Origin of the sequence: Sediminibacterium roseum (genome assembly GCF_009939005.1) — a bacterium.
GTDB classification, from domain to species: Bacteria; Bacteroidota; Bacteroidia; order Chitinophagales; family Chitinophagaceae; genus Sediminibacterium; species Sediminibacterium roseum.
Window position 1 is genome coordinate 40756 of the sequence record NZ_JAACJS010000015.1, and the last position, 22540, is coordinate 63295.

The 22540-nt window shown below is 46.8% G+C and carries 18 protein-coding genes; 8 read left to right on the top strand and 10 right to left on the bottom strand.

Annotated elements, in window-relative coordinates:
- Window positions 1-22 precede the first annotated feature (22 nt).
- The 3 genes from GWC95_RS11310 to GWC95_RS11320 form a co-directional block, all read right to left on the bottom strand.
- On the bottom strand, window positions 23-1228 hold the full coding sequence (locus tag GWC95_RS11310) for a sigma-54-dependent transcriptional regulator (RefSeq protein ID WP_161818836.1): 1206 nt from the start codon (window positions 1226-1228) through the stop codon (window positions 23-25).
- Between the two features lie 198 nt (window positions 1229-1426).
- Window positions 1427-1819 (bottom strand): response regulator, encoded by a 393-nt coding sequence (locus GWC95_RS11315; RefSeq protein ID WP_161818837.1) that lies wholly within the window; start codon window positions 1817-1819, stop codon window positions 1427-1429.
- A gap of 107 nt (window positions 1820-1926) precedes the next feature.
- Window positions 1927-2145, bottom strand: coding sequence for a hypothetical protein (locus GWC95_RS11320; protein WP_161818838.1), 219 nt, complete (start codon window positions 2143-2145; stop codon window positions 1927-1929).
- 219 nt (window positions 2146-2364) lie between these two features.
- Between GWC95_RS11320 and GWC95_RS11325 the strand changes: the two genes are divergently transcribed.
- From GWC95_RS11325 to GWC95_RS11345, 5 genes are all read left to right on the top strand, one after another.
- The gene (locus GWC95_RS11325) at window positions 2365-2925 is read left to right on the top strand and encodes a DUF4142 domain-containing protein (protein WP_161818839.1); all 561 of its coding nucleotides are present in this window, start codon (window positions 2365-2367) and stop codon (window positions 2923-2925) included.
- A 202-nt stretch (window positions 2926-3127) separates the two neighbouring features.
- Window positions 3128-3613, top strand: coding sequence for a low affinity iron permease family protein (locus tag GWC95_RS11330; RefSeq protein ID WP_161818840.1), 486 nt, complete (start codon window positions 3128-3130; stop codon window positions 3611-3613).
- A gap of 5 nt (window positions 3614-3618) precedes the next feature.
- Window positions 3619-4695, top strand: coding sequence for a DNA topoisomerase IB (locus tag GWC95_RS11335; protein WP_161818841.1), 1077 nt, complete (start codon window positions 3619-3621; stop codon window positions 4693-4695).
- 190 nt (window positions 4696-4885) lie between these two features.
- Window positions 4886-5347, top strand: a complete 462-nt coding sequence (locus GWC95_RS11340; protein WP_161818842.1) for a ferritin-like domain-containing protein — start codon at window positions 4886-4888, stop codon at window positions 5345-5347.
- A 195-nt stretch (window positions 5348-5542) separates the two neighbouring features.
- Window positions 5543-5881 (top strand): hypothetical protein, encoded by a 339-nt coding sequence (locus tag GWC95_RS11345; protein WP_161818843.1) that lies wholly within the window; start codon window positions 5543-5545, stop codon window positions 5879-5881.
- 277 nt (window positions 5882-6158) lie between these two features.
- Here GWC95_RS11345 and GWC95_RS11350 read toward each other — a convergent pair whose 3' ends face one another.
- The gene (locus GWC95_RS11350) at window positions 6159-6305 is read right to left on the bottom strand and encodes a lmo0937 family membrane protein (RefSeq protein ID WP_161818844.1); all 147 of its coding nucleotides are present in this window, start codon (window positions 6303-6305) and stop codon (window positions 6159-6161) included.
- A gap of 132 nt (window positions 6306-6437) precedes the next feature.
- Between GWC95_RS11350 and GWC95_RS11355 the strand changes: the two genes are divergently transcribed.
- Window positions 6438-7352, top strand: a complete 915-nt coding sequence (locus tag GWC95_RS11355) for a YihY/virulence factor BrkB family protein (RefSeq protein ID WP_161818845.1) — start codon at window positions 6438-6440, stop codon at window positions 7350-7352.
- 73 nt (window positions 7353-7425) lie between these two features.
- Here the strand turns inward: GWC95_RS11355 and GWC95_RS11360 are convergent, their stop codons facing one another.
- Genes GWC95_RS11360 through GWC95_RS19985 form a run of 3 tightly spaced genes read right to left on the bottom strand, consistent with a single transcriptional unit; the run spans window position 7426 to window position 16770 of the window.
- Window positions 7426-9477, bottom strand: coding sequence for a DUF748 domain-containing protein (locus GWC95_RS11360; protein ID WP_161818846.1), 2052 nt, complete (start codon window positions 9475-9477; stop codon window positions 7426-7428).
- Window positions 9478-9485: 8 nt separating this feature from the next.
- Window positions 9486-11789 carry a translocation and assembly module lipoprotein TamL gene (gene tamL, locus GWC95_RS11365; RefSeq protein ID WP_161818847.1) on the bottom strand — a complete coding sequence of 768 codons (2304 nt, stop codon included), beginning with the start codon at window positions 11787-11789 and terminating at the stop codon, window positions 9486-9488.
- The gene (locus GWC95_RS19985; RefSeq protein WP_161818848.1) at window positions 11779-16770 is read right to left on the bottom strand and encodes a translocation/assembly module TamB domain-containing protein; all 4992 of its coding nucleotides are present in this window, start codon (window positions 16768-16770) and stop codon (window positions 11779-11781) included. The genes tamL and GWC95_RS19985 overlap by 11 nt, the downstream gene beginning before the upstream one ends.
- Before the next feature lie 254 nt (window positions 16771-17024).
- Here GWC95_RS19985 and GWC95_RS11375 point away from each other — a divergent pair, with 254 nt between their 5' ends.
- Window positions 17025-17528 carry a hypothetical protein gene (locus tag GWC95_RS11375; protein ID WP_161818849.1) on the top strand — a complete coding sequence of 168 codons (504 nt, stop codon included), beginning with the start codon at window positions 17025-17027 and terminating at the stop codon, window positions 17526-17528.
- Window positions 17529-17591: 63 nt separating this feature from the next.
- Window positions 17592-18239, top strand: a complete 648-nt coding sequence (locus GWC95_RS11380; RefSeq protein ID WP_161818850.1) for a porin family protein — start codon at window positions 17592-17594, stop codon at window positions 18237-18239.
- Between the two features lie 84 nt (window positions 18240-18323).
- Here GWC95_RS11380 and GWC95_RS11385 read toward each other — a convergent pair whose 3' ends face one another.
- From GWC95_RS11385 to GWC95_RS11395, 3 genes are read right to left on the bottom strand one after another with little or no spacing between them, the layout of a single operon-like run.
- Window positions 18324-19763 carry a hybrid sensor histidine kinase/response regulator gene (locus GWC95_RS11385; RefSeq protein WP_161818851.1) on the bottom strand — a complete coding sequence of 480 codons (1440 nt, stop codon included), beginning with the start codon at window positions 19761-19763 and terminating at the stop codon, window positions 18324-18326.
- 8 nt (window positions 19764-19771) lie between these two features.
- A complete protein-coding gene (locus tag GWC95_RS11390) occupies window positions 19772-20950 on the bottom strand; it encodes a PAS domain-containing sensor histidine kinase (protein ID WP_161818852.1) in 1179 nt (392 codons plus the stop codon).
- 13 nt (window positions 20951-20963) lie between these two features.
- Complete coding sequence (locus GWC95_RS11395) at window positions 20964-22520, bottom strand: sigma-54-dependent transcriptional regulator (RefSeq protein ID WP_161818853.1); 1557 nt, start codon at window positions 22518-22520, stop codon at window positions 20964-20966.
- Window positions 22521-22540 lie beyond the last annotated feature (20 nt).

Here is a 22540-nt window from a genome sequence, read left to right on the forward strand (position 1 = left end):
CTGCTGCAGCGGCAACATTTTTTTACAATTGTTCTTCCGGGTTTGCATTTACCGGAACGCTTTGGTTCACTAGCTCAGCGGGCAGGCTCTCCACGCCAATGTGGGCGTCTTTGTTCAGGAGTACCACTTTCTTGATCACATTTTTCAACTCACGTATGTTGTCGTGCCAATCGTAATTCTTCAAAACAGAATATGCTTCGGTTGTAAATCCTTTGATCGATTTACTAAAGATCTCGTTGTAGAGTTTCAGGAAATGATCGGCCAGTACCGGTATGTCTTCCCTGCGCTGCCGCAGGGGCGCGATCACGATGTTGAAATCGTTCAGCTTGTGGTATAGGTCCTCCCTGAATTTCCCATTGCGGGTTGCGCTCCATAATATATTGTTGCTGGAGATGATCACACGCACATCCACGTTTATGTCTTTTGTGCCTCCTACCCTGCGCATTCTTTTTCTCCGGATCACCTGCAGCAGTTTTTCCTGCACCTCCAGCGGCAACAACTGCGCCTCTACGATGAATAAGGTGCCGCCGTTTGCCTGCTCCAGCACGCCCTTATGCGTTTCTTTCTCCCCGTTCGCCGCGGTGGTTTCCGATCCAAACACTTCTTCCAGCGCATTGTCTTTGAGCAGCGCGCCCGCTTTCACCACTACAAATGGTTGCTGGCTGCGTTTGCTTTTCTTGTGTATTTCGTTGGCGATGGATTTCTTGCCGGTTCCATCTTCCCCGTAAATGATCACGCTGTGGTCCGTTGGCCCAACCAGTTGTACCTGTTTGTTGAGCATCCTGAACGACTCGGTATCGCCCCAGAAAAAATATTCGCCGGCCTGCTTGTCGGCCATCTGTATGTTGGCAGAGGCCTGTCCTTCTTTCTTATTGCTCAGCGCCTCATGAATGGTGAGCAATATCTGCTCCGTTACCAGCGGCTTTACCACGTAATCGAATGCACCCTGCTTCAGGGCAAGGGCCGATGTTTTGATGTCGGAATGCCCGGTGATGATGATCACGGGCAGGTCTGTGTATTTTTGTTTCACCTTGCCAAGCAAAGTGATGCCATCGATGTCTTCCAAACGCAGATCACAAATGATCAGGTCGGGCCTTGCATGCTGCAGGTATTCAAGCGCTTCTTCGCCGGAATATTTAACTGTTACCTCGTACCCTTTTCGACAGAGGAACTGATTCAGTAAGAAACAGAGGTCTTTGTCGTCATCTATGATTAGAATTTTCTGCATATTGTAGGGTTGGGGCAAGCGTTCACCTTCCCTTTTTAAGAAAAAACTATACCAGTTTGTATCTATATATATGACCTTAAAACCAATGAAAAAAGGGCTTTTGAAAGCCCTTTGGAGTGTGTGATATGATTTTTTTATAAAATATATTAATCGCTTCCGGATTTTTGTAGAATTAATTACACAGAAGCATGCTTTTTATTATTTAGGCATGGCGAGCACCTTTTTCAGTTTCTCGCAAAGCTCCTGGAAGCTGAACGGTTTAACGATGTAATGAAAGGCCCCACTATTGATCGTTTGTAATATGTCCCGTTCGTAAGAAGAAGTTGAATAGATGATGACGGGGATGCTTGAATAGGCAGGCATTTTCTTGATCTCCTGCAGGCACTGTATCCCATTCATCAAAGGCATGTTCAGGTCTATGAAAATATAGTCGGGCTGCGAGATCAGGCCCTGGGTCAATTTTTTGATGGCATCAACGCCGTTGCCGGCAGTCTCGATCTTTATCTGGGAATCTATTTCATTCATGGCATCCTGGAAAAGCATCAGGTCATCCATGTCGTCGTCTACAACGAAAATAAGGTTCGTCTTCATTTTTAATAATCAGCTAAAGATAAGGAAAACAAACCTCTTGTTTTCCGCCGTCTTTTAAACCTTGGCTTTTGATCTTCCCCGGCCTTGAACCTGCCATGGCCCGCTCTTTACTGTTCGCGGTTGATGTTCACTGCCTGGAAACCGAGGTTCAGCAGGAGGTTGGCCTTTTCAGGCGCTACCTCAAAAACCAGGTGGATCCTGCCATCGGGCAGTTCCTTGCGTGAGCCGGTCTTTACCTCGTGCGCAAATAACTTGTTCACCTCGGCTTCCATCCTGGGAAGTATGCATAGCTCTACTTTATTGTCTACCTGTTTGTATAGTTTCATGCGCATCCTCTTTGTTTCGACCGGGAACAAACAACTATGATGCCCTTCTCGCCCAAAAGTTTAGTGAAAATCCTAAAGAAATGTTTATTTCCCGGCTGGAGTATTATCTTCTACAAAATAGGCAGGTATAAAATTTTAATAAAAGAGCCAATGAACACCGGGTATTCCGGTGTATTCATTTATTCCCAACACCCTTATTAAAAACCAAACAAATTAATCATGAAAAAAGTATTAGCCGGCCTGCTTGTTTGCTCTGCGCTCACATTTGTTGCCTGCGGAGACAGCGGCGAAAAAGACAGTAAAGAAGTGGCAAAAGAAGAAAACAACCAGAAGTTCGATTCAACCAACATTGAAGGCGACACCAAATTTGCCGTTGCATTGGCGGATGGCGGTATGCTTGAAATTGAATCGTCTAAACTGGCCCTTACCAGCGCCATTGCTTCCAATGTGAAAGACTTTGCGAAGATGATGGTAGACGATCATACCGGCGCCGCGGCAGAATTAAAGGATGTGGCCGCAAAGAAAAACATAAGCCTGCCAGCAGCATTGAGCGATGACAAACAGAAAAAGCTCAACGACCTCACAGCTAAAAAAGGTGCAGACTTTGACAAGGCTTATGTTGACCTGATGGTGAACGAGCATGAAGACGCTGTTAAGGCCCTGAAAGACGAATCAGAAAAAGGAAACGATCCTGACCTGAAAGCCTGGGCCGCAGGAAAATTACCTGTGATCCAGAAACACCTTGATGTGATCAAGGCGATCAAGGATGCGAAGAAATAATTGGATCGATCCTGCATAGGATACCGTTTCAATAATAGTAAAAGCTCCGTGGGAACGATACGCAACAACAACCCTCCTGTTGCATTTGTCTCCTGCGGGGCTTTTGTTTTGGGGCATAGCACAGCAATTCTCTCCTGCACGCACCGATCCGATCCACTGGTCCGCCTTTTTTAATAGAGTTCAAAAGAACCCTGAACGAGTTATGAAAACAACATCCAAGAAGAAAAACTGGTTTAACCGCTGGTTCGAGAAAGTTTCAACCAGAGTTACGAGGGCAACCGGTAGCCCCACTGCTGTACTGCTTGCATTGATCGTGATCTTTGCATGGCTGGTCACGGGGCCCGTCTTCCATTATTCCGATACCTGGCAACTGGTGATCAACACCGGTACCACGATCATCACCTTTGTAATGGTTTTCATCATCCAGCATTCGCAGAACAAAGACACCACCGCCATCCAGCTCAAGCTGAATGAACTGATCGCCACGAACGAAAGATCCAGCAACCGCCTTGTTAACATTGAAGATCTTTCAGACGAAGAGCTTAATACCTTGAAGAGTTTCTACATAACGCTTGCCCGGTTGTCGAAAAAAGAGAAAGACATTTTCCGGTCGCACTCCATTGATGAGGCCGAAGACAACAACCGCGACAAGTATAACAAACTGAAAAAAGAAGCTTCCCAAAAATAAGCTGCATGGAAACGGTAAAACTGAGTCACAAAAAACACATCAACCTTGTAAAAGACTACGCCAAAACCGCTGCTGCCGCTCGTTTGGTGTATGTTAACGATACAGAGCCAGGTATTGAACGCCTGCGCAAAGGCAAGGGTTTTGCCTATGTTCTGGGTACAAACCCGGTAAAAGACAAACACGAAATTGAGCGCATACGCAAGCTTGCCATTCCACCGGCCTGGGAAAAGGTATGGATCTGCACCAAAGCCAACGGCCACATCCAGGCCACCGGGTTCGATGCGCGCAACCGCAAGCAATACCGTTATCATCCACTGTGGGGCATGCTGCGGAACGAGACAAAATTTCACAAGCTCCTCGAATTCGGCAAGCAATTGCCTGCACTGCGTTTGCAACTGGAGAACGACCTGCAGCAGAAAGAACTCAATGATAAAAAAGTGATTGCTGCGGTGATCAGTCTCATGGAACGCACCTACATAAGGATAGGCAATGCCGAATACGAAAAACAAAATGGCTCGCATGGGTTGACTACGCTTCACGATGAACATGTAGACATTAAGGGTGCCGCACTTTCTTTTTCGTTCAAAGGGAAAAAAGGCATCTATCACGAGGTATCGCTGAAAAACAAAAGACTGGCGCGCGTGGTAAAACAATGCAGGGATATTCCCGGCGATGAGCTGTTCCAGTACTACGATGCCGATGGCAACACGCACGCCATCGATTCGGGTATGGTAAACCAGTACATCAAGGAATTCAGCGGGGGCGATTTCACCGCCAAGGACTTCAGAACATGGGCGGGTTGCCTTAACCTGTTGCGGGCCTTTAAAAACATCGGTCTTTATGAGAATACGACCCAGTGTAAACAGAACATCAACCAGGCGCTTGATTATGTGAGCACGCGGCTCGGCAATACGCGCACCGTTTGCAAAAAATACTATGTGCACCCGGGCATCATCCGGCTGTACGAAGAGGACAAGATGAAAGCCTACCTGAAAGAGCTGGATGGAATTGAAACGCCCGATGGAGTTACGGGGTTAACCAGGGACGAGAAGATATTGATGAAATTACTGGCCGTTGTATAACATCCCTTCACACTACTGCCTCTGCCAAAGTTGTACAGGTCTGGCTGGGGTTCTGTCATTTCCGCCGGGTGAAAGGCTTTTAATGCCTGGCACGAGCAGGCCCGGGGCCATTTGGGTAGCGTTTTCTACAATCCATCCGCGGCCCGTTGGCATACTATTTTAATTAATTGCTTGTATCAAACTGAAAATTATGCAAACGAACGAATCATTGATCGAGGTACTGAATGACCTTGTGAAGATCAACAACGACCGCATTACGGGCTACGAAAAAGCCATAGATGAGATCAACGATGAAGACATAGACCTCAAAGGTATGTTCCGCAAAATGGCGAACGATAGCCAGGAATATGTAAAAGAACTGAGTGAACTCATTCTTAGAAAAGGCGGGGAAGTATCAACCGATACAACTGTTCCCGGCAAGATCTACCGCGCCTGGATGGATGTGAAAGCAGCATTCAGCGGCAGCGACAGGAAAACCATATTGAGCTCATGTGAGTTTGGAGAAGATGCCGCACAAAAAGCATACAAGGAAGCATTAAGCTCCGATGCAGAGATCGACGCGGAATCAAGACAGGTGATCATGAGCCAGAAAGCGTCTTTGAAAGAATCACACGATATGATCAAAAAATACCGCGACCTGCAGACTGCATAGTTTGTAGCAACGATATCAAAATAGTTACCGTTGGTCGATGGGATCACACCTGAAATTAGACTTTTTATTTGCCATAAGAATATAACATAAGGAAACCGATCCACATCAAAGAGTTTATCTCACCCGGTAATACACGGACTGGTGCGCAAGCACCAGTCTTATTTAAACTATATCCACCACCTAAATACTACTACCATGCACGCCCCAACCGCACCGGACCTGAAAACAATGACCGAGGTTCTGAAAAAACTGAATGCAGACGGTTATAAAGAAGAATTCACTGTATCAGATAATCTTTTGAAATCGCTGACCACCGGTAAACAGTATACACCGGAAGATGTAACGATCAATAATTTTTTCCGTTTTGAGGGCCAGTCGGATCCCGGCGATAACTCGATCCTTTATGCCATCGAAACAAAAGACAAAACCAAAGGAACCCTGGTTGACGCTTATGGCGCCGGGGCCGATCCTGACAAAACCGGTTTTATGCTCGATGTTGAGAGAATACAGAAGAAGATCGGGGAGAAAAAGTAACTAACGGCTCTCAGCGTTTGCTATGAACCGTTGGCTTTAGAGCCGTGGAAGCAACATCAGCTTTATTACATTTCATTTACGTGGGCCGCAGTGCGCTATGATCTTTCGGGATTATAGTGCCTGCGGTTTTTTATTGCGGATGATGCGATTGATGGCGCATTCGTCATTGCTTCCCTACAATTAAAAAAAGCCGCACCAAAGTGCGGCTTACCGAAACCTATATATGGAGGAATTGTATTATCGTTTAATAATGATACACGCAACAATAAACAAAGCGTCATGATCGCCTGATCAAACCAAGCAATAGAGATATGATGGCCAATACGAGTAACACGTGAATGATACCGCTTACGCTATAGGCGAATACGCCGATCAGCCAGCCAATAATAAGGATCACTGCGAATAAATAGAGGATACTGCGCATAGTAATTAATTTAAGATAATGGTTAAAACTCTGTGCCATACCTGTTGAATACGGCGGGCCTTTTTCTGGCGGGCAAATTTTTCTACAGGCGTTTGCGCGCCTGGATGGAATGGGAATTGGAATAATCAGAATATGAAAAAGATCGGAAGATTCTTTGGTATTTTGAAGCGCTCCGCCATTTCTTTCAGCGATGATGATGGAATGAAACTGGCCGCTTCACTCGCCTACTCTACCATATTTGCCATTGCACCTTTTCTTGTGATCATCATTTCTCTTGCCGGCAGCGTGTTCGGCATTGAAGCGGTACGCGGTAACGTATACGGCCAGATCAAAGACCTCATTGGCCCCGACGCTGCAAAACAGGTACAGACCATCATTGCAAACGTTGAGCTTAAAGACCAAAGCCTTTGGGGAAGCATCATTGGCGGTGTTGTTCTGATCATCACTGCAACGGGCGTTTTTACAGAGATCCAGGGATCGATCAATTTTATGTGGGGCATCAAAGCGAAACCCAAAAAAGGATTATTAAAGCTCGTGATCAACCGACTGATCTCTTTCTCACTCGTGGTAAGCATAGGGTTTATTTTGCTCGTCTCCCTCCTGCTGAATTCGCTGATGGATGTATTCTACGGCCGTCTGAAACAAATGTTCGACAATACTTCCGTAGATCTGCTTTATGGATTGAACCTCGTATTCATATTCGCGGTTATTGCCGGCCTCTTTACCGTTATGTTCAAAGTACTTCCCGATGCGAAGATCAGGTGGAAGGACGCGTCTGTCGGCGCCTCCTTCACTGCAATACTTTTTATCATCGGCAAATTCCTGATCGGGTTCTATATAGGCAATTCAAAACTCGGCGTTACCTACGGCACCGCGGCTTCTATTGTCGTGATCCTTTTATGGGTCTATTACACCTCCATCATCCTGTATTTTGGCGCCGAATACACCAAGATCCACAGCCGCGAAGTTGGCTCCGGCATTACGCCCGATGAGCAGGCGGTCTATATTATTAAAACAGAAAGCAAGGAACTTAATATTAAGAATTAGGAATTAGTAATTAGAAATTAATAATTTATAAAAAATTACCACTCTATAATTACTAATTCCTAATTCCTAATTTTTAATGTATTATCAGTATCGTCTTCTTTCCTCCTTCAAAAATAGATTTCCATAACAGGTTGAACATAGATTTGTACCTGTCGCGTTTATAGGTGAATTCCTTTCCTTTGTCTGATTGGTATTTGTTCCGGATGTCTGCGTTGGCGATGAAACTGAGGAATCCTTTTTTCTCGAGCGAGTCCTCCCCGTACTTACGGAGCATTTCTACTTTCAGGTCATGGTAGTTAAGCAGCAGGGTGCCCTTGCTTCCCTGGCGGTTGGCATTGATCTCAAAGCTGAAGCGGTCTACCGTACCGGATTTTATTTTGGTAAGGCTTAAATTCTCAAATGGTTTGCTCATTGCTACCATCGGGAACGGCGCAACATCGCCGGTAACACGGAACTCTACGTTGGGTGAATTCAGCGGTATGGCCCAGTGCGATTGAAGGCGGCCACTGCCCATCACTTTCGCATTCGCCTCTATCTTCATCACATTATCCTGCTTGAGCAACGACGGCACATTGGTGATGTTGGACACCGTACCATTCACATCCGTGAAAAAGATAACACCGTTCAGATCGGTCTTTGCGGCCTGCGACTCGTATGCGATGGTTGAGTTTCTGATTTCGATGGCCCGTATGTTGATCGGTTTTTTCGACAGCATGATCGCCTCGTAAGGGAAACGACCGCGTCCTTTTTTTACGGAGTCAACCGGCAGCGTTTTATCGTCGAAAACCTGCAGTTTTAATTGCATCGTGGCTTTCTGGATATCGATGGCGTCCTGCTTCAGTAATTTTTTAAAATCAAAACGGTCGAGCACTATTGCATTGGCTGTGATCGTGTACATATCTGTCTGCCGCCCGATCCGATCCTTCAACTGCTGTCTTGTGATCGTTGGGTTCATCTGCATCCTGGCAACAGTGAGCCTGTCCCCGTTCACCGGGTAACTGATCCTGTCCAGATTCATCATATGAAGCCCCATCGGGATACGTACCGATCCAACAGAAAATGCAAGCGACGATGCATTGGCATATTGTTCAAACGGGATAACACCGTGATCTGCTTTTACATTTTTCACCAATACCGACAAATCCCGCACGGTAACCGGTTTTCCTTTTGCTGAATGGATCGTAAGGTTTCCTTTTTCGACCACAAGTGAATCAACCGAGCCATTGAATGACATCGTTGCGGGCTTCTTGTTTTTCTTTGTTTTGGGTTTGATGATGATCTCCGGTTGCTGTAAAAGGATCCGCCTGGCGTTGATGTCGCCGCGTTCAATAAAATCCTGTGTCGACAAACCGGCGATATCGACCACCTTAAACTTCATTGGCGCATCATCGATCGTTGCCAGGTCTTCTACACGGAGAATATGCTGTTTTGAATCGTATAAGACCTTACCTGTCTTCAGTTCCGTTCCAACAAATCCATTGATCGTTGCCCGGGTTTGTTTGATAAAGTAGGAAACGATGTTCCTATAATTGTGCGTGCTGTCAACAAGGAAATCCTCAATCGCAACATTGATGCCATTGGCAGAAAAAACTTCTTTCCGCAATTGATCGAACATAGAAAAGTGGCCGTTTATGACCTGTATGTTCTTTGCGCGGAGAAAATCGAAATTACCAACCAGCCGTTTGTAGATCTCAAGCGTATCGTTTAATTTTTCGTCAGACGGTTTCTTTCTTACCCATTTGTCGAGACGGAAAACAGGATTGTCAAGAATGATATCGGATACATCGAGCGAAGAGTTGCTCAGCAATTTCAATTCTTTTAATCCCTGGATCGTGATCTTATCAATCGTTACCGCAATGGTAACAGGCGGCATGGAGTCTTTCTCTATCAGCACCGCCCACTGGGCGGAATCTACTTTTACCTGCACATTGCGCAGGTAGATGTTGCCATTCAATTCATCCACCTCGGAGGTATCGTAAGTGATGCGGTAGAGGCTGTCCGTTTTCTTCAGAACCGTGTTGGTTACCGCGTTACGCACTACTTTTTTCTTGATGGTTGTCCACCAGAACACAGCAGCACCCAACACAAGGGCCACGATGATCCAAACAATTTTTTTTGTCCGCATAAAACCAATTAAAAAGGATAGCCGATCGCAATGTTGTATACCAATTTCTCCCTTCGCCAATCCCGGTTAAACAAATTAAAGTTCTTGATGGACCATTCTTCTCCCCTTGGCAGATAAGGCTCGCGCAATGGCGCGGCAATATCGAGACGGATCAATAAAATGCTCAGGTCAAGACGGAAGCCAACGCCTGCACTGATGGCTATGTCTTTCATGAAATTCTTTGTGAACTGCGCGTCTTTACCATACAGTACGGTGTCTCTTGTCCAGATGTTGCCCGCATCTGCAAACAGGGCGCCACGCAGTTTCGAGATCAATGGGAAACGCAGTTCGGTATTCAGCTCCAGTTTGTAATCGCCACCCACCTGCGGCAGATACAACTGCTGCAGTTCGTTTGCACGAACGCGCCCAGGCCCCAGTTGTCTTGGCTGGAACCCACGGATGCTGCTCGCGCCGCCGATGATAAACTGCCTCGAGAACGGCAGGTATGATGAATTGCCGTATGGGAACCCGAGCCCGATGATCACCCGGCTCGCCCAATAGGTATTTTCATCGATCCGCCTGTTGTAGCGGAAGTCAACATCCACTTTTGCGTATTGTGAATAGTAGGCGTTCAGCAATGTTTTGGTGTAAGGTGCACCGGCCTTGTTAAACAAGCCAACAGCGTTACCCGCAACATCGAGGTTTCCCTTGAAGTAAAAAATGTTTTTGGCTTTTGCATTTACGCTGTTAAAAGTGTAGTTGTAAAAAGATCCCATGATGATCTCCGGCAAATTACTCTGCGCCAGTATCGGCACCTGGTTCACCAACGCCTGGTATTCGGGGCTGAACGCTGATGTTGTATTGTAGGTAATGCTGACCGGTGAAAACGTGTGTTCTTTGTTTACTTTTTCTTTCCATGTCAGATCATACTGGAAGCGGAAGAAATTCTTGGTATACAGCCCCTGCCTGCGGAACCATTCGTACCCCAATGTGAACTTGGTCTTTGGCGGGAAATAATGGCTCTCATTGATTTTGAATGGCGTTACAAAACGCGGGAACATCAGAGAAAGCTCCGCACCCAGGCTGAAATTGTTGTTTGCGCGCAGCGAATCATTGCTGGATGATTCAAACGAACCATAGGTCCTGATATACAACTGCTCCGCCCCTTTGAACAGGTTCCGGTTTCTCCACGTAACACTGGCCTGCGCACCCGTGAACGAATTGCTTTTTGAGAAGGTGCCGATCTCTGCCTGTATCGATTTTTTCTTGAGCGGGGTAAGATAATAATATACGTCCAGGTAATGCGGGTTCAACGAATCGGGATCGCCGATATACCTGTTCTTCACAAATTTGAAAACTCCCATGTTGATGAAACGGTTCAGCGTCCTGTTCTGCCGGCGCATGCTGTACAAACTGCCCGGGCGGTAGGTTACGGAACGCACCAGGGCCGAAGGTTTGATCTTATTCACTGTATCACGGATGTAGATGCTGTCGTACATCTTCAATCCCACCTTCGATGTATCCGGGGGCGGCGATACCAATGTGTAATTGGGGAACAGGGTGATCGATCGTATCGTTTGCGGGTTTACGGCGGCAACCGGGATCTCGTCTTTCAGCCGGAAATAGATATTTACCTGGTGGTTGCCGATGGAGCTGTCTACCCAGGCTTTGATGTGATCCGGCGAGAAATAATAATATCCTTTTGATTTCAGGTGTAAATCCGTTCTTGATCTTTCCGCTTTGATGTTGTCAAAATCGTACTGCTCGCCTTTCTTGATGTAATTATCCTTGGGTGACAAGGTTGCGATGTCTTTTCCAATGCTGGATGTACTGTCCATTACCCACTGGAATGCATTCACGTTGTAGGGCATGCCAAGATCTACTTTGTAATTTGCGGTTACCTTATAGCCTTTGATGGTTGTATCGCCACCCACACCTGTTTTGAAATATCCCTTGTTCTCCAGGTATGCCTGGAAGTTTGCAGAATTTGCAGCCACATTCAGTTGCGTACTGAGTACGGGCGGTTCGCCTATCTTGTTGCGCAGCCAGTATTTAAACCCTTTCTGCTTTTTCGGTTCTCCAACGGCATACCAGAAGGCAACCCGGTAAGGCCACCCGAAAAGAGTCTTGTTGGGAACGGGAGAAGTGATGGCTTTCAGTTGTTTTTTGATCGATTTTGTTTTTGTTTTGTTCCCTTCCTCCTTTACTATTTCGTACTTCGCACCTTTGTACAGTTGTGTTCCGGGTGGCAGGTGTTTGCCAATGCTGCACGACAATGCCGTGCATATGGCGGCAATAAGGACGAAATGATATATGGTTATCCTATTTTTCATTTTCTTTTTTCGCGGCGTCTTTTGGATTGGTTTCTTCTGCTTTTTTTCTTTCTTCTATCTCTTTCTGCTTCGCCCTCTCTTTCTCGGCCTTCCTGTTTGCCTTCGCATTCCTATCCCTGCTCTTCCTGAACAACTCCTTGAACTTGTCGTAATCCATGCTTAAGGTAAAGGCCACGCCTGTTTCAATAAAATAGCCATCCAGTATCGCTTCGTAATCGCTCTTCTGGTACGCTTTTACCATGTAGCGGCCATCTTTAGACAGCTTGTAGGTAGTTGTAATATCCGGCAGGAACGAGATGTTTGAATTGTCCTGTCCTTTCGCCAAAGGATCCTCTCCTTCTACGGTGAAATTTTTTCCGACGGTCAAACTCAACCGGTCGTTCAGGAATCTTTTTGATAATGCGAGGTTCAGGTCGGTACGTTGTGTAGCGTCTGTGTAATTGTCAACCGTCTTCAGGTCCACATCCACTTCAACACCCTTGATCAGGTCTGCCGCTACCTGGCTCACTGCATCTGCAAGAAAACGGCCCACGCTCTGTTTCACCACCTGGTCGGCCTTCAACCCGTCGCTGCTGCTGGTTCCGAAAAAGTCTTTGCTCTGCTCGCCGATAAAGCGTCCCATCACGAGCAATGCAAATACCTGTTTGTTCATCGTAGACGGATCGGAGCGCATTTGCGTTAGTTTGTTGTCGATGGTGGTAGACATATCCGAATTGATGCCCTTTGTTCCTTCTTTCAACTGCACATCAAACGTAAGCTCGGGCTCCATTGCACGGCCCTTGATCTTCAATACAACCTCAAAAGGTATTTTCTGGCGATAGATCGCCGGGTTGCTATTGTCACTCACCTCGTTCGACAAAAGATCGAATGGCGATGCCTCGATCTCGTACACCGCTGTGATGTTTGCTTCTGCATTGGCCGGATCCCCGCTTAACACAATGGTGCTTCCTTCCTGCAGTTCAAATCTTCTCTTTAAGAATTTATAATTGAGCTGGTAACTTCCCTTGGTAAGGTTATAGGCGCCGGTCAATGAAATATCACCATTCGGGTTCACGGCCGCATTCAACTGTCCGGCCCCCTGCACCTGCAACTCGTCCCTTGTCAGTGGATCGATAACGATGCTGAACTTCGCATCTTTACTGATATCGATGTTCAGGTTGTAGTTGAGCGATGCCATTTCCTGCCGCGAGCGGCTAACGGTCGTTGTATCCGAAGGACGGAAAACAAAATTCTTCACCGTATCAATATCTACAAATTCCATCACTCCTTCCCTGTCTTTGGCGCTGGCAATCTTTGGTTGTCTTACAAATGTTACTGCCGATTTTTCCTTCAACGCAACATTGCCGGTTATATCCGGCGCCGTTACCGGACCGTTGATCGTTACGTCAACATCAACGATGGCCTTACCGTATATCTGGTTGTTGGCAACAGGTGTGTTGTCGAGTGCAGTAAAGTTCCTTGTCTTCACAGAGAGGTCCGTAACAAAACCTGATTTCCCCTGCGTAACTTTTCCGTTCACTGTTAACGGGTGATTGAGTGAATCCCTGACCGTAAAATTGTTGAGCGTGACATCCGGGTATTTGAAAACGATCTGCTGGTTGTCGATCTTCAACACCGTGCCATATTCTGCAAGCGTTGTAGATGCGGAATCAAACGTCAGGTTTCCATTCCATTCAGGACTTTTTACATTGCCGCTGATGGTTACGTTGCCAGACACTTTTCCCGTAGATCGTGTAAGGTTTTTCTGTGTAAACGGTTCAATCGTTTTCAGCTCCATGGGTTGAAGCAAAACCGTAGCATCTATTTTATCCTGGTTGTAATTCCCTTTTATGTCAACATTGTTGTTGTTGCCGGTGAGTTTACCGTCAAAGGTCACGGCCTGGTTGTTGTCGCTGGCGGCATTCACAACAAGGTTGCCGACCGGGATGCCCTGGTATGCCAGGCTGTCCACTTTAACGTTGCCATTGAAGAGCGGAACTGTTTTATCAAGCCCATCTACCCTTACCTGCACATTGAGCATGCCGGCGATCTCGAGGGAATCGCGGTCCATCAGTCCCATTACATTCTGCAGCGAGAAACGATCCACTTTCAGATCGATCGGCGCATTGAGCGCGGTGCTCGCGCTATTGATCGAAATGCTTTCCGTTCCCTTACGGATATTGAACTGGCTTATGTTGACGCCTCCTTTCCCATAGGTGATCATGTTGTTGTTGTCAACGTTCCAGTCTGCATAATTCAGTTTGAGCCGGTTGCCCAGGCGGATCCTGTAGTCGTTGTTTTGCTGCATAGCGGTTATGGAAAGCGCGTATCTCTCCTTTTTCCTGGCATCGTTTGTAACGATGTTCGCCGTCAGGTTCCCTTTTCCCAGTCCACCGGTAACAGCAGTCGAAAACAACTGAATAGATGAGGCGCGCGCCGTATCCAATACAATCGCATATTTGATCGAGTCGTTCACACCCGTTGCACGGATGTTGAGGTTTGAAACGCGGTTGTTTTCATACACGACCACAGGGGCAGCCAGGTAAAATACAAGCGAGCTGTCTTTCTGCTTCGTATCAAGTTTCGCGGTTGCGTGGATGTTCTTATCAAAAAACAAACCCGGCAGCAACATAGCATAGATCGGATCGGGTTTCAGGTTTGCATTCATTGTAAAGTTGGCGTTGCCTTGCACAGGCGCTGTTACAGCCGGTGTTTTCGAGTAGCGCGCCATGTAGTTCTGCAGGATACCCGGCAACTCGTTGTACCTGTAATCGCCTTTAACGGCTGCATCCGCAAATGGCGCCCACAAAGTGAGTAATGTCTGCCCGCTGTCGATAGAGCCCTTGGCAATGATGCTGTCAACTCTTATGGTTCTTTTTTCCTGGTAAACGATCGTGCTGTCGAGGCGAACCATCGCGTTCAATGTTTGCGGTGAAAGATCCTTCGCCTGCAGGTCTATCATCGATCTGAAACGGAACGGCTCTTTGTAAAAACCCAGCGCAAAAAGATCTGCGTTGTCCACATTTACTTTCCCTGTTGCAGAGGGGTATTGCTGGTTCAGGGCCGTCTTCACATCCATGTTCATCCTGATCAGCGAATCGGATATCTTTCCCTTCACATCGTATGCGCCGGATGTTCCGTTGATGTTGAAATTGATGCCCGTATACAAATGCTGTTGAAAACGGAACGAGTTGATGTCGATCTTAGATTCGACAGATGCGGTCTTGTAATCGATGCCGGACCCTTTCACATAAATATTTCCATTCAGTTTTCCCAGCATGGAGTCTTTGTTGATCCATTTTCCTGTTTCAAGATCTTTGGCGATGAGACGCATGTTATAGCCCAGCTTATCCGGATTGGTAAAATTGCGCAATTGCCCTTTCACAGAGGCCTGTCCATACGCGCTCGTAACCAGCAGGTCACTCGTCAACTGCCGCATATCTCCGCGCAGTTTTCCCGTAATATTCATCACCGGAGGAAGATTCACCAGCTTTTTTCCTTTTGTATTTACAAACGGCTCGAGAAAACTTTTTGTTGCGGTGAGCCTTGCGATCGAGAGGTCGTACATCAATGCGTCTTTCGACATTGCATTGGAAACCGTTCCTGCTGTGTTTAGGATCAGGTCGTTCTTATCTGAATGCAGTGCCAGCGTTTTGATCACCGCTTTTTTCGGGTTGCCGGTAACATCTGCTGTAACATAAATGAACGAAACGCCTTGTAACTGCCGGTTGTATTTATCCATGATCGATGGCGCAAGCAACTGGATGTCTTTACGGGCGATCACATTGTTGGCCATCACCAACCTGTTCTGCTGGTTGCCCCTGTATTGCCCATCGATGCTTGCCGGAAACACCAACGCCTCACCGCTGATGCGCGAGAAAGGCGTTTTCAACAACATGTTTTTTGCGAGTATCGTAGAGTCGTCCATGCTGAAATCGCCATGCAGGGAATCCAGTACCAAACCACTTTTTTCTTTAAAGGATAGTGAATCGACATGGATCCTGATCGTGTTGTCGCCATAACCCATATTGGTCAGCCCTGCATTGAAACGAAGCAGGTTTACATGATTTGCATCAAACCCCCGTTCCATTTTTTTTGCGGATGGATTGTTGTATGCGATATTGTTGTTCGACAAACGCAGTTCTTTCACCACCACGGCAAGGCTGCTTGTAACGGTGTCTATCTGTTTGATCTTTTCAACCGCTTTTTCAATGATGTTCCGATCCAGTAAAAGCGATGAGTTGTTCAGCTCGGCCTTGTCGAGCGAGATCTTCTGCGGCGCCGCAACAGCGAGCCCGTTCAGGTTGAATTCGTTGATGTCGTTAACGGTGCGCAGCCCGGAAGCCTGGCCGTAAAAAGCAAAATGCGACCGCGCAATATTCATCTTACCGATCATGATGGATGGCAGGATGCTTTCTTTTGCGGAGTCGCTTACTGCAATGGCCTCGCTGGATCGGCCCGTTGTCAACAGCTGCAGATCGAAGAACATATCGGCAACCGTGAATTTGCTGAGCGCATATTTCTGTTTGAAGATATCGAGGCTGTCTACGTTTGCTTTCAGATCCCCGATCCTGGTTGTAAGAATGGTTCCGCCATATTTGTCATCCCACCTGATCGCCGATTTTGTAATATCGAGTTGGTCGAGCCGGATCGAAAACGTAGATTCTTTTTTGGGGGCCGGGTTTGCTTCCTTGCTTGCAAATGCATCTACAAGGTACTGGTAGTTGAAAATGGAATCGTTTGCCGCTCTTTTAATGTTTACAGTAATACCACCGAGTTCGATGCGGCTCACTTCGTATTGTCCTTTGAGCAGTTTGAGCATGTTCACATCCACACGCAGTTTGCTGCCGTAGAGCAATGTGTCGCCCTTCTTATCCCTGAAAAATACGCCGTCGAGCTCCACCCATTTGGGAAGACGGTAGTTGATAGCGCCGATGTGAATCTCAGATTGGGTCTTTTTGACCAGGTAGGCCTCCAGTTTTCCGCGAAAAAAATTCTTCACAGGCGCCGTGTGAATCAATAGAACCAAGAGGAGAAGAAGCAGTAGAATGCCCAAAAGTATTCTGCCGATCCATTTTTTCCATTTGTTCATACTTCCCTATGTGCGAAAAACATACCACAGGAATTTTCGCATTGTAGCAGGTTTTCAGCGATTGTTAAAATGACGCTGTGTATATAATTCCACAAGAACTGGTATTTAGATATAAAACGGCTTTATGGAACGCAATTTGGACTTATACAAGCAAATCAACCGTTATGAATACGCCTACACAACTCGATTTTATCACTTCAAAGATCAGTGAGTTACAGACCGCTGTGTTTCACAGTCACAGCAATAGTGTGCTGACCCTAAATCCAACAGTGATCAGGGTTTTGAAGATCGATGACAATGGTTATATCTGGTTTTTTGTAAACAGGCCCGTTCAGGCGGTTACTGAATTTGAGACCCAGTTTCCCGTTGCGCTGAACTTTTACAAGAAAGGTGTTCCCTTTTTCGTGAACGTATTTGGAATCGCGAGGATCGTGATCGATCCCGAGGAGCTTGCATGCGCGGAGATCGACAATGAGATCAGCAACGGTGTGCTCAGCGACAAACTTTTGCTGAGCGTGAAGATGGCCAACGTGAACTATTACGAAAAAGAAGCCGATGTTAAAAAATCATGGTTCTCAAAACTGAAAAAAGCAGTTAGCGAGATCTTTGTTCCGGCAGAAGATTTTTATTACAATCCAGAAACACAGAACGACAGGCATTTTGCATAAATACGTGTACACTTATCGACGAGAATTTTACATCAGACAGTTATTATTCACTAAAATCCATTTATGAAAAATCCAATCAGAGCCATTTCACTGGCAGTTTTAACCATGGCTTTATTCGTGGTGAGCAATCCGTCATCAGCACAGGAAGTATCAAGACGCAATCCTACATTCGGTATCAAGGGCGGTATCAATTTAAACAACCTGTACGTAGACAACGTTACCGACCAGAACATGAAAGTAGGCGCGAACGTTGGACTTTATGCGAAGCTTCCCGTTGCAACCGGTTTTGCAGTTCAACCGGAGATCACTTATTCAATGAAGGGATCACAGACCACTTACAACAGCGTACTCGGAAGTGGCAAATACAGGTTTAATCTGGATTATCTCGAAGTACCGGTAGCGGCGGTGGTCAACATCGCGCCCAACTTCAACATTCATGCAGGGCCTTATGTTGCGTTCCTGTTATCAGCAAAAGTAAAAGACGTTGATGCAAACGGAACCGTTAATGGCGTAACCCAACTGAACACCGACAACTTCCATTCTACTGACTGGGGTCTGTTTGGCGGTCTTGGGTTTGACATCGGCGGTGCAACTTTAGGGGCACGTTACACAAAAGGCTTCCAGGAAGTTGGTAAACCGGGCGCTACTTCAAACTTTCTGCAGAATGCGAAGAACAGCGGATTTACATTTTACGTGGGAATCGGTCTTTAGTTTCCCAAACAATAAGTATCACAAGAGGCGATCCAATGGATCGCCTCTTTTTTATGAACCTGTTCCCCTGGAGGTGGAGGAACCTTACCCTTTAAATGTGAGTTCGAATGTTGTACCCGCGCCAAGCTGCGAATTCACTTCAATGCCTGCATTGTGGGCATTGAGTATGGTGAGCGTGGACGCAAGGCCCAATCCCAACCCATTTCTTTTGGAAGTGAAATAGGGCTCGAACAAACGGGCCTTTGTTTCGGGATTCATTCCACAGCCGTTGTCGCTGATGGTCAGTACCGTTGCATTTGCTTTTGGATGGATGTTGATATCGATTACGCCGGTTTCATCTGCAACAGCTTCTATGGCGTTGATCACGATGTTCAGCAACGCCATCTCCAGTTTGGGCTTGTCGGCCCTGATCATGCAATCTTCTTTCGGCGGGTTGAAACGGATGGTTATTTTGCGGAGGGTTGCCCTGTCCTGCACAGCGCTGATCACGTCGTTGATCATTTCCAACAAAGAGATCGGCTGCAGTGCCATGTCTGCCGGCCTTGAACTTTGCAGCAATTCTGTGATCAGGTCGTTGATGCGTTTTGCATTTCGCTGGATGATCTCGAGGTATAGCCGGTCGTCTTCATTGCTGATCTGCTGAACCAGGTTCTCCACAGAAAGATTGATGTTGTTCAGCGGGTTCCTTACCTCGTGCGCCATCGTTCTGATGAACCTGCTGGTTGCCGCAAGCTTTTCTGCCTGCAGGCTCGCCAGCTCCGCTTTTTTGAGGCTGGTAATGTCGTGGATGATGCCCTGGATATAGTTCAGGTTCTCACTGTCAACCTCGATCGATGCCGTTACAAGACAGGTCTTGACGGTTTTGTCTGCGGTAACCAGTTCCACTTCGTAATTCTCCACTTCACCATCTTCGAGCAGCGTTTGCATGAATACGTCTACCTGCGTCTGCGCGTTGAAAAAATCAGTGATCTTTCTGCCAACGCATGCTTCCACCGGAACCTCGAGGATATCGGTTACTGCGTAGTTTACCGTGCGCAGTGAGGTGTCTATGTCGGCGATAAATACAATATCCTTCGATTTCTCGAAGATGTTCCTGTACTTTCTTTCGCTGTCCTTGATCTTTTGCAGGTTGCTGATCCGCTCGAGCGTGTAACGGATCGTGCGCTCGAGTTTGTCTTCGTCGAGATCTGCCTTGATGAGGTAATCAAACGCACCAGCCTTGGTGGCCTCTATATCGATTTCGTAGTTCCCTTTACCCGTTAAAAGGATGACGGGGGTATTGCAGTTCCTGTCTTGTATATCCTTGATCAGATCGATACCATTTTTCGCACCCAGCCTGTAATCGGAAAAGCAGATCGTGTATGAGTGCGTGGTTAGCTCGGTAATGGCCTCTTCGTAGCGGGAGATCCACTTTACCTCGCATTTCCAGGCGCGCAGGTGTTTTATGTAATCATTGATCAGCAAAAAATCATCTTCATCGTCTTCAACAACGAGTATCCGCAGTAACTGCTGATTGGTAGGCATAAGCTGGGCTATTGTTCTTTTGGTAAGATAACAGAAAAAGCGGTTCCTTTTCCGGGTTCGCTTTCTGCAAAAATGAGTCCTTTGTGGTTGACAACGATTTTACGGCAGATGCTCAGGCCGATACCGGTGCCGGGGTATTCGGATTTACCTTCGAGCCTTTGAAAAAGCTGGAAAATACGTTCGGCATATTGCTGCTCAAACCCGATGCCGTTGTCGGCGATCTTTATTAAAAAATATTCCTGTGCCCTTGGCAACTGGTAATTTGATTTTTCCTGTGTTGAGAGTACGTGTTGGGTAATCCTGATGACAAGCGAAGTATCTTTTTTCCTGAACTTGATGGCATTGTGCAGCAGGTTGAAAAACAACTGGCGCATCTGGCTCGGTATCGCTTCTATCGCGGGTAGTTCATCAACCTCAACAACGGCGCCGGTTTCATCGATCTTAAGATCCAGGTCGTCGATCGTGGCCTTCAGCAGTTCTGAAAGGTCAACCTTCTCAAATGCCTGTTTGTTGCGGCTCACGCGTGAGAACTCGAGCAGGTTGTCGATCAGGTTGCGCATGTTCTCCGAAGCATTCATCATGCGGGAGAGATACATGGATCCATCTTCATTCAGCACATTCCCAAACTGTGTTTTGAGGCGTTGGCCAAAAGTGGAGATCTTACGCAAAGGTTCCTGCATGTCGTGTGATGCCACGTACGCAAATTCTTCCAGCTCCTGGTTTGATTTATTGAGTTCCTCTATTTTCTGTTCCAGCAAACGATCGTGCTCTTTCAGCTGGCTAATGTTTTCCAGGTGAACAGAGTAATACGATCCATACAACTTGCGCAGCTTTACACGGTAAAAATTATGTTTGCCCTGTTTCGACTGCAAACGATACTCACACCCCGATACATTGCCGTCGTTGTTCTTTAAACACTCGAGTATTTTTTCACGGAAAGGCTGGTGATCGTCGGAATGCAGCAAGGGAAAGATGCTGTAGTTGTTCTTTGCAAGGTCCTCAACAGTATACTGGAACTCATCTTCAAACCGTTCGTTCATGTAAATGATCCGGTCGGTTTCCAGGTTGTAGAACAGGACCGGCTCAGTGGAATAAAAAGAAAAATGCTTCCCCAAAAAATCAGGGTTCCCTCCTTTATCCAGGGTTTCTTTTATAAAGGCGAAGTCTGATAAGAATGATTCCAGCATGTTTGTCAGGGGTCTAATGCTCGTTGAATTCGTTGTATTGTTTCATTTTGTTGTAGAGCGTTTTCCTGTCTACATTCAAGAGCTTAGCCGCTTTGCTTTTGTTGTAATTCGCTTTCTTAAGGGCCTGTACAATCATCTCGTATTCCGCATCTATGCTCACTGCTTTCAACGCATGCGAGCTTACTTCTACCGCTTTGTGTTTTACTTCTATGGTCTTGTCTTCTGTTTCTGCCGATGATGCTGTTGGCGAAGCATAAGACGAAGTGGTTGTATAATCATCTGTCGAACGTTCAGCGGTAGCCGCGGGCCTCCTGTCGGTTTCCGGCTCACGGTATACGGTGTCGAAGGCTAGTTTGTTGTGGTTAACCAGCTCAAACGGGAGCACGGTTACGTCTATCCATTCATTGTCTGCCAGCAACGCCGAACGTTTTACCACGTTTTTCAACTCGCGCAGGTTACCCGGCCAGTAGTAAGAGCGGAAGATGTTTTCCACTTCCGGTTTAAACCCTTTTACGTTCTTATCGAGGTCGTTGTTGGTCTGGTCGAGGAAGAAATGCGCAAACATCAGGATATCGCTTCTTCGCTCGCGCAATGGCGGAACATTGATGCTGAATTCGTTGAAACGGTGGTACAGGTCCTCGCGGAAACGCCCGCGTTTCGATTCATCCCACAACTTTTCATTACTGGCTACGATGATACGTATGTCGAGGTCGATGTCTTTGCTGCCACCCAACCTTCTCATTTTTCTTTCCTGTACCACGCGCAGCAGGGAAACCTGTACATCGTAGGGCAGGTTGGCGATCTCATCAAGGAAAACGGTACCGCCGTTGGCAAGTTCGAGGTTGCCCAGCTTCTGGTTGAGCGCGCCTGTAAAGGAGCCTTTCTCGTGGCCGAACAATTCACTGCCGGCCAGTTCTTTCGACAACGCACCGCAATCGATGGCGATGAACGGCGCTGATTTTCTTTTGCTGCGTGAATGGATCTCCTGGGCAATGGCCTCTTTTCCGCTCCCGCTCTCGCCGTAAATGATCACGCTGTAATTGGTGGGCGCAACAAGGTCCATCTGTTTGAGAATGGGCCTGAACTCGTTGCTGTCGCTGAAAATGTATTTACCGGTTGGTTTTACTTTCTTTTCTGCAGATGGCTTGCCCTCAGACTTGCTTTCCTTAACAGGCTGGGCAATGCCATTGTGCTGGGCCCCAGGCTCCTGCGAGAGGCTGATGGCTTTCTTGATGGTAACCAGGATCTCCTCAGGGAAAAGCGGTTTGGTGATGTAGTCGTAGGCACCGTGCTTGATCACCTCAACGGCCACCTTGATATCGCTGTATCCTGTTATGATGATCACCGGCACCTGTGGCGTTCTTTCTTTGATCTGTATCAACAGGTCCTTGCCATCGGTATCCTCCAGGCGGAAATCGCACAGGATCACATCAGGCGTGTTTTTTTCCAGTTCCTCGAGCGCTTTTTTCCCTGTATGGGCAAACTTTACGTCGAAATTGTTACGTGTCAAAAAACGGTCAAGCAAACGGCACATATCCAGGTCATCGTCGATAATCAGAATTTTATTCATAATGGGTTTATTCGGGTGGC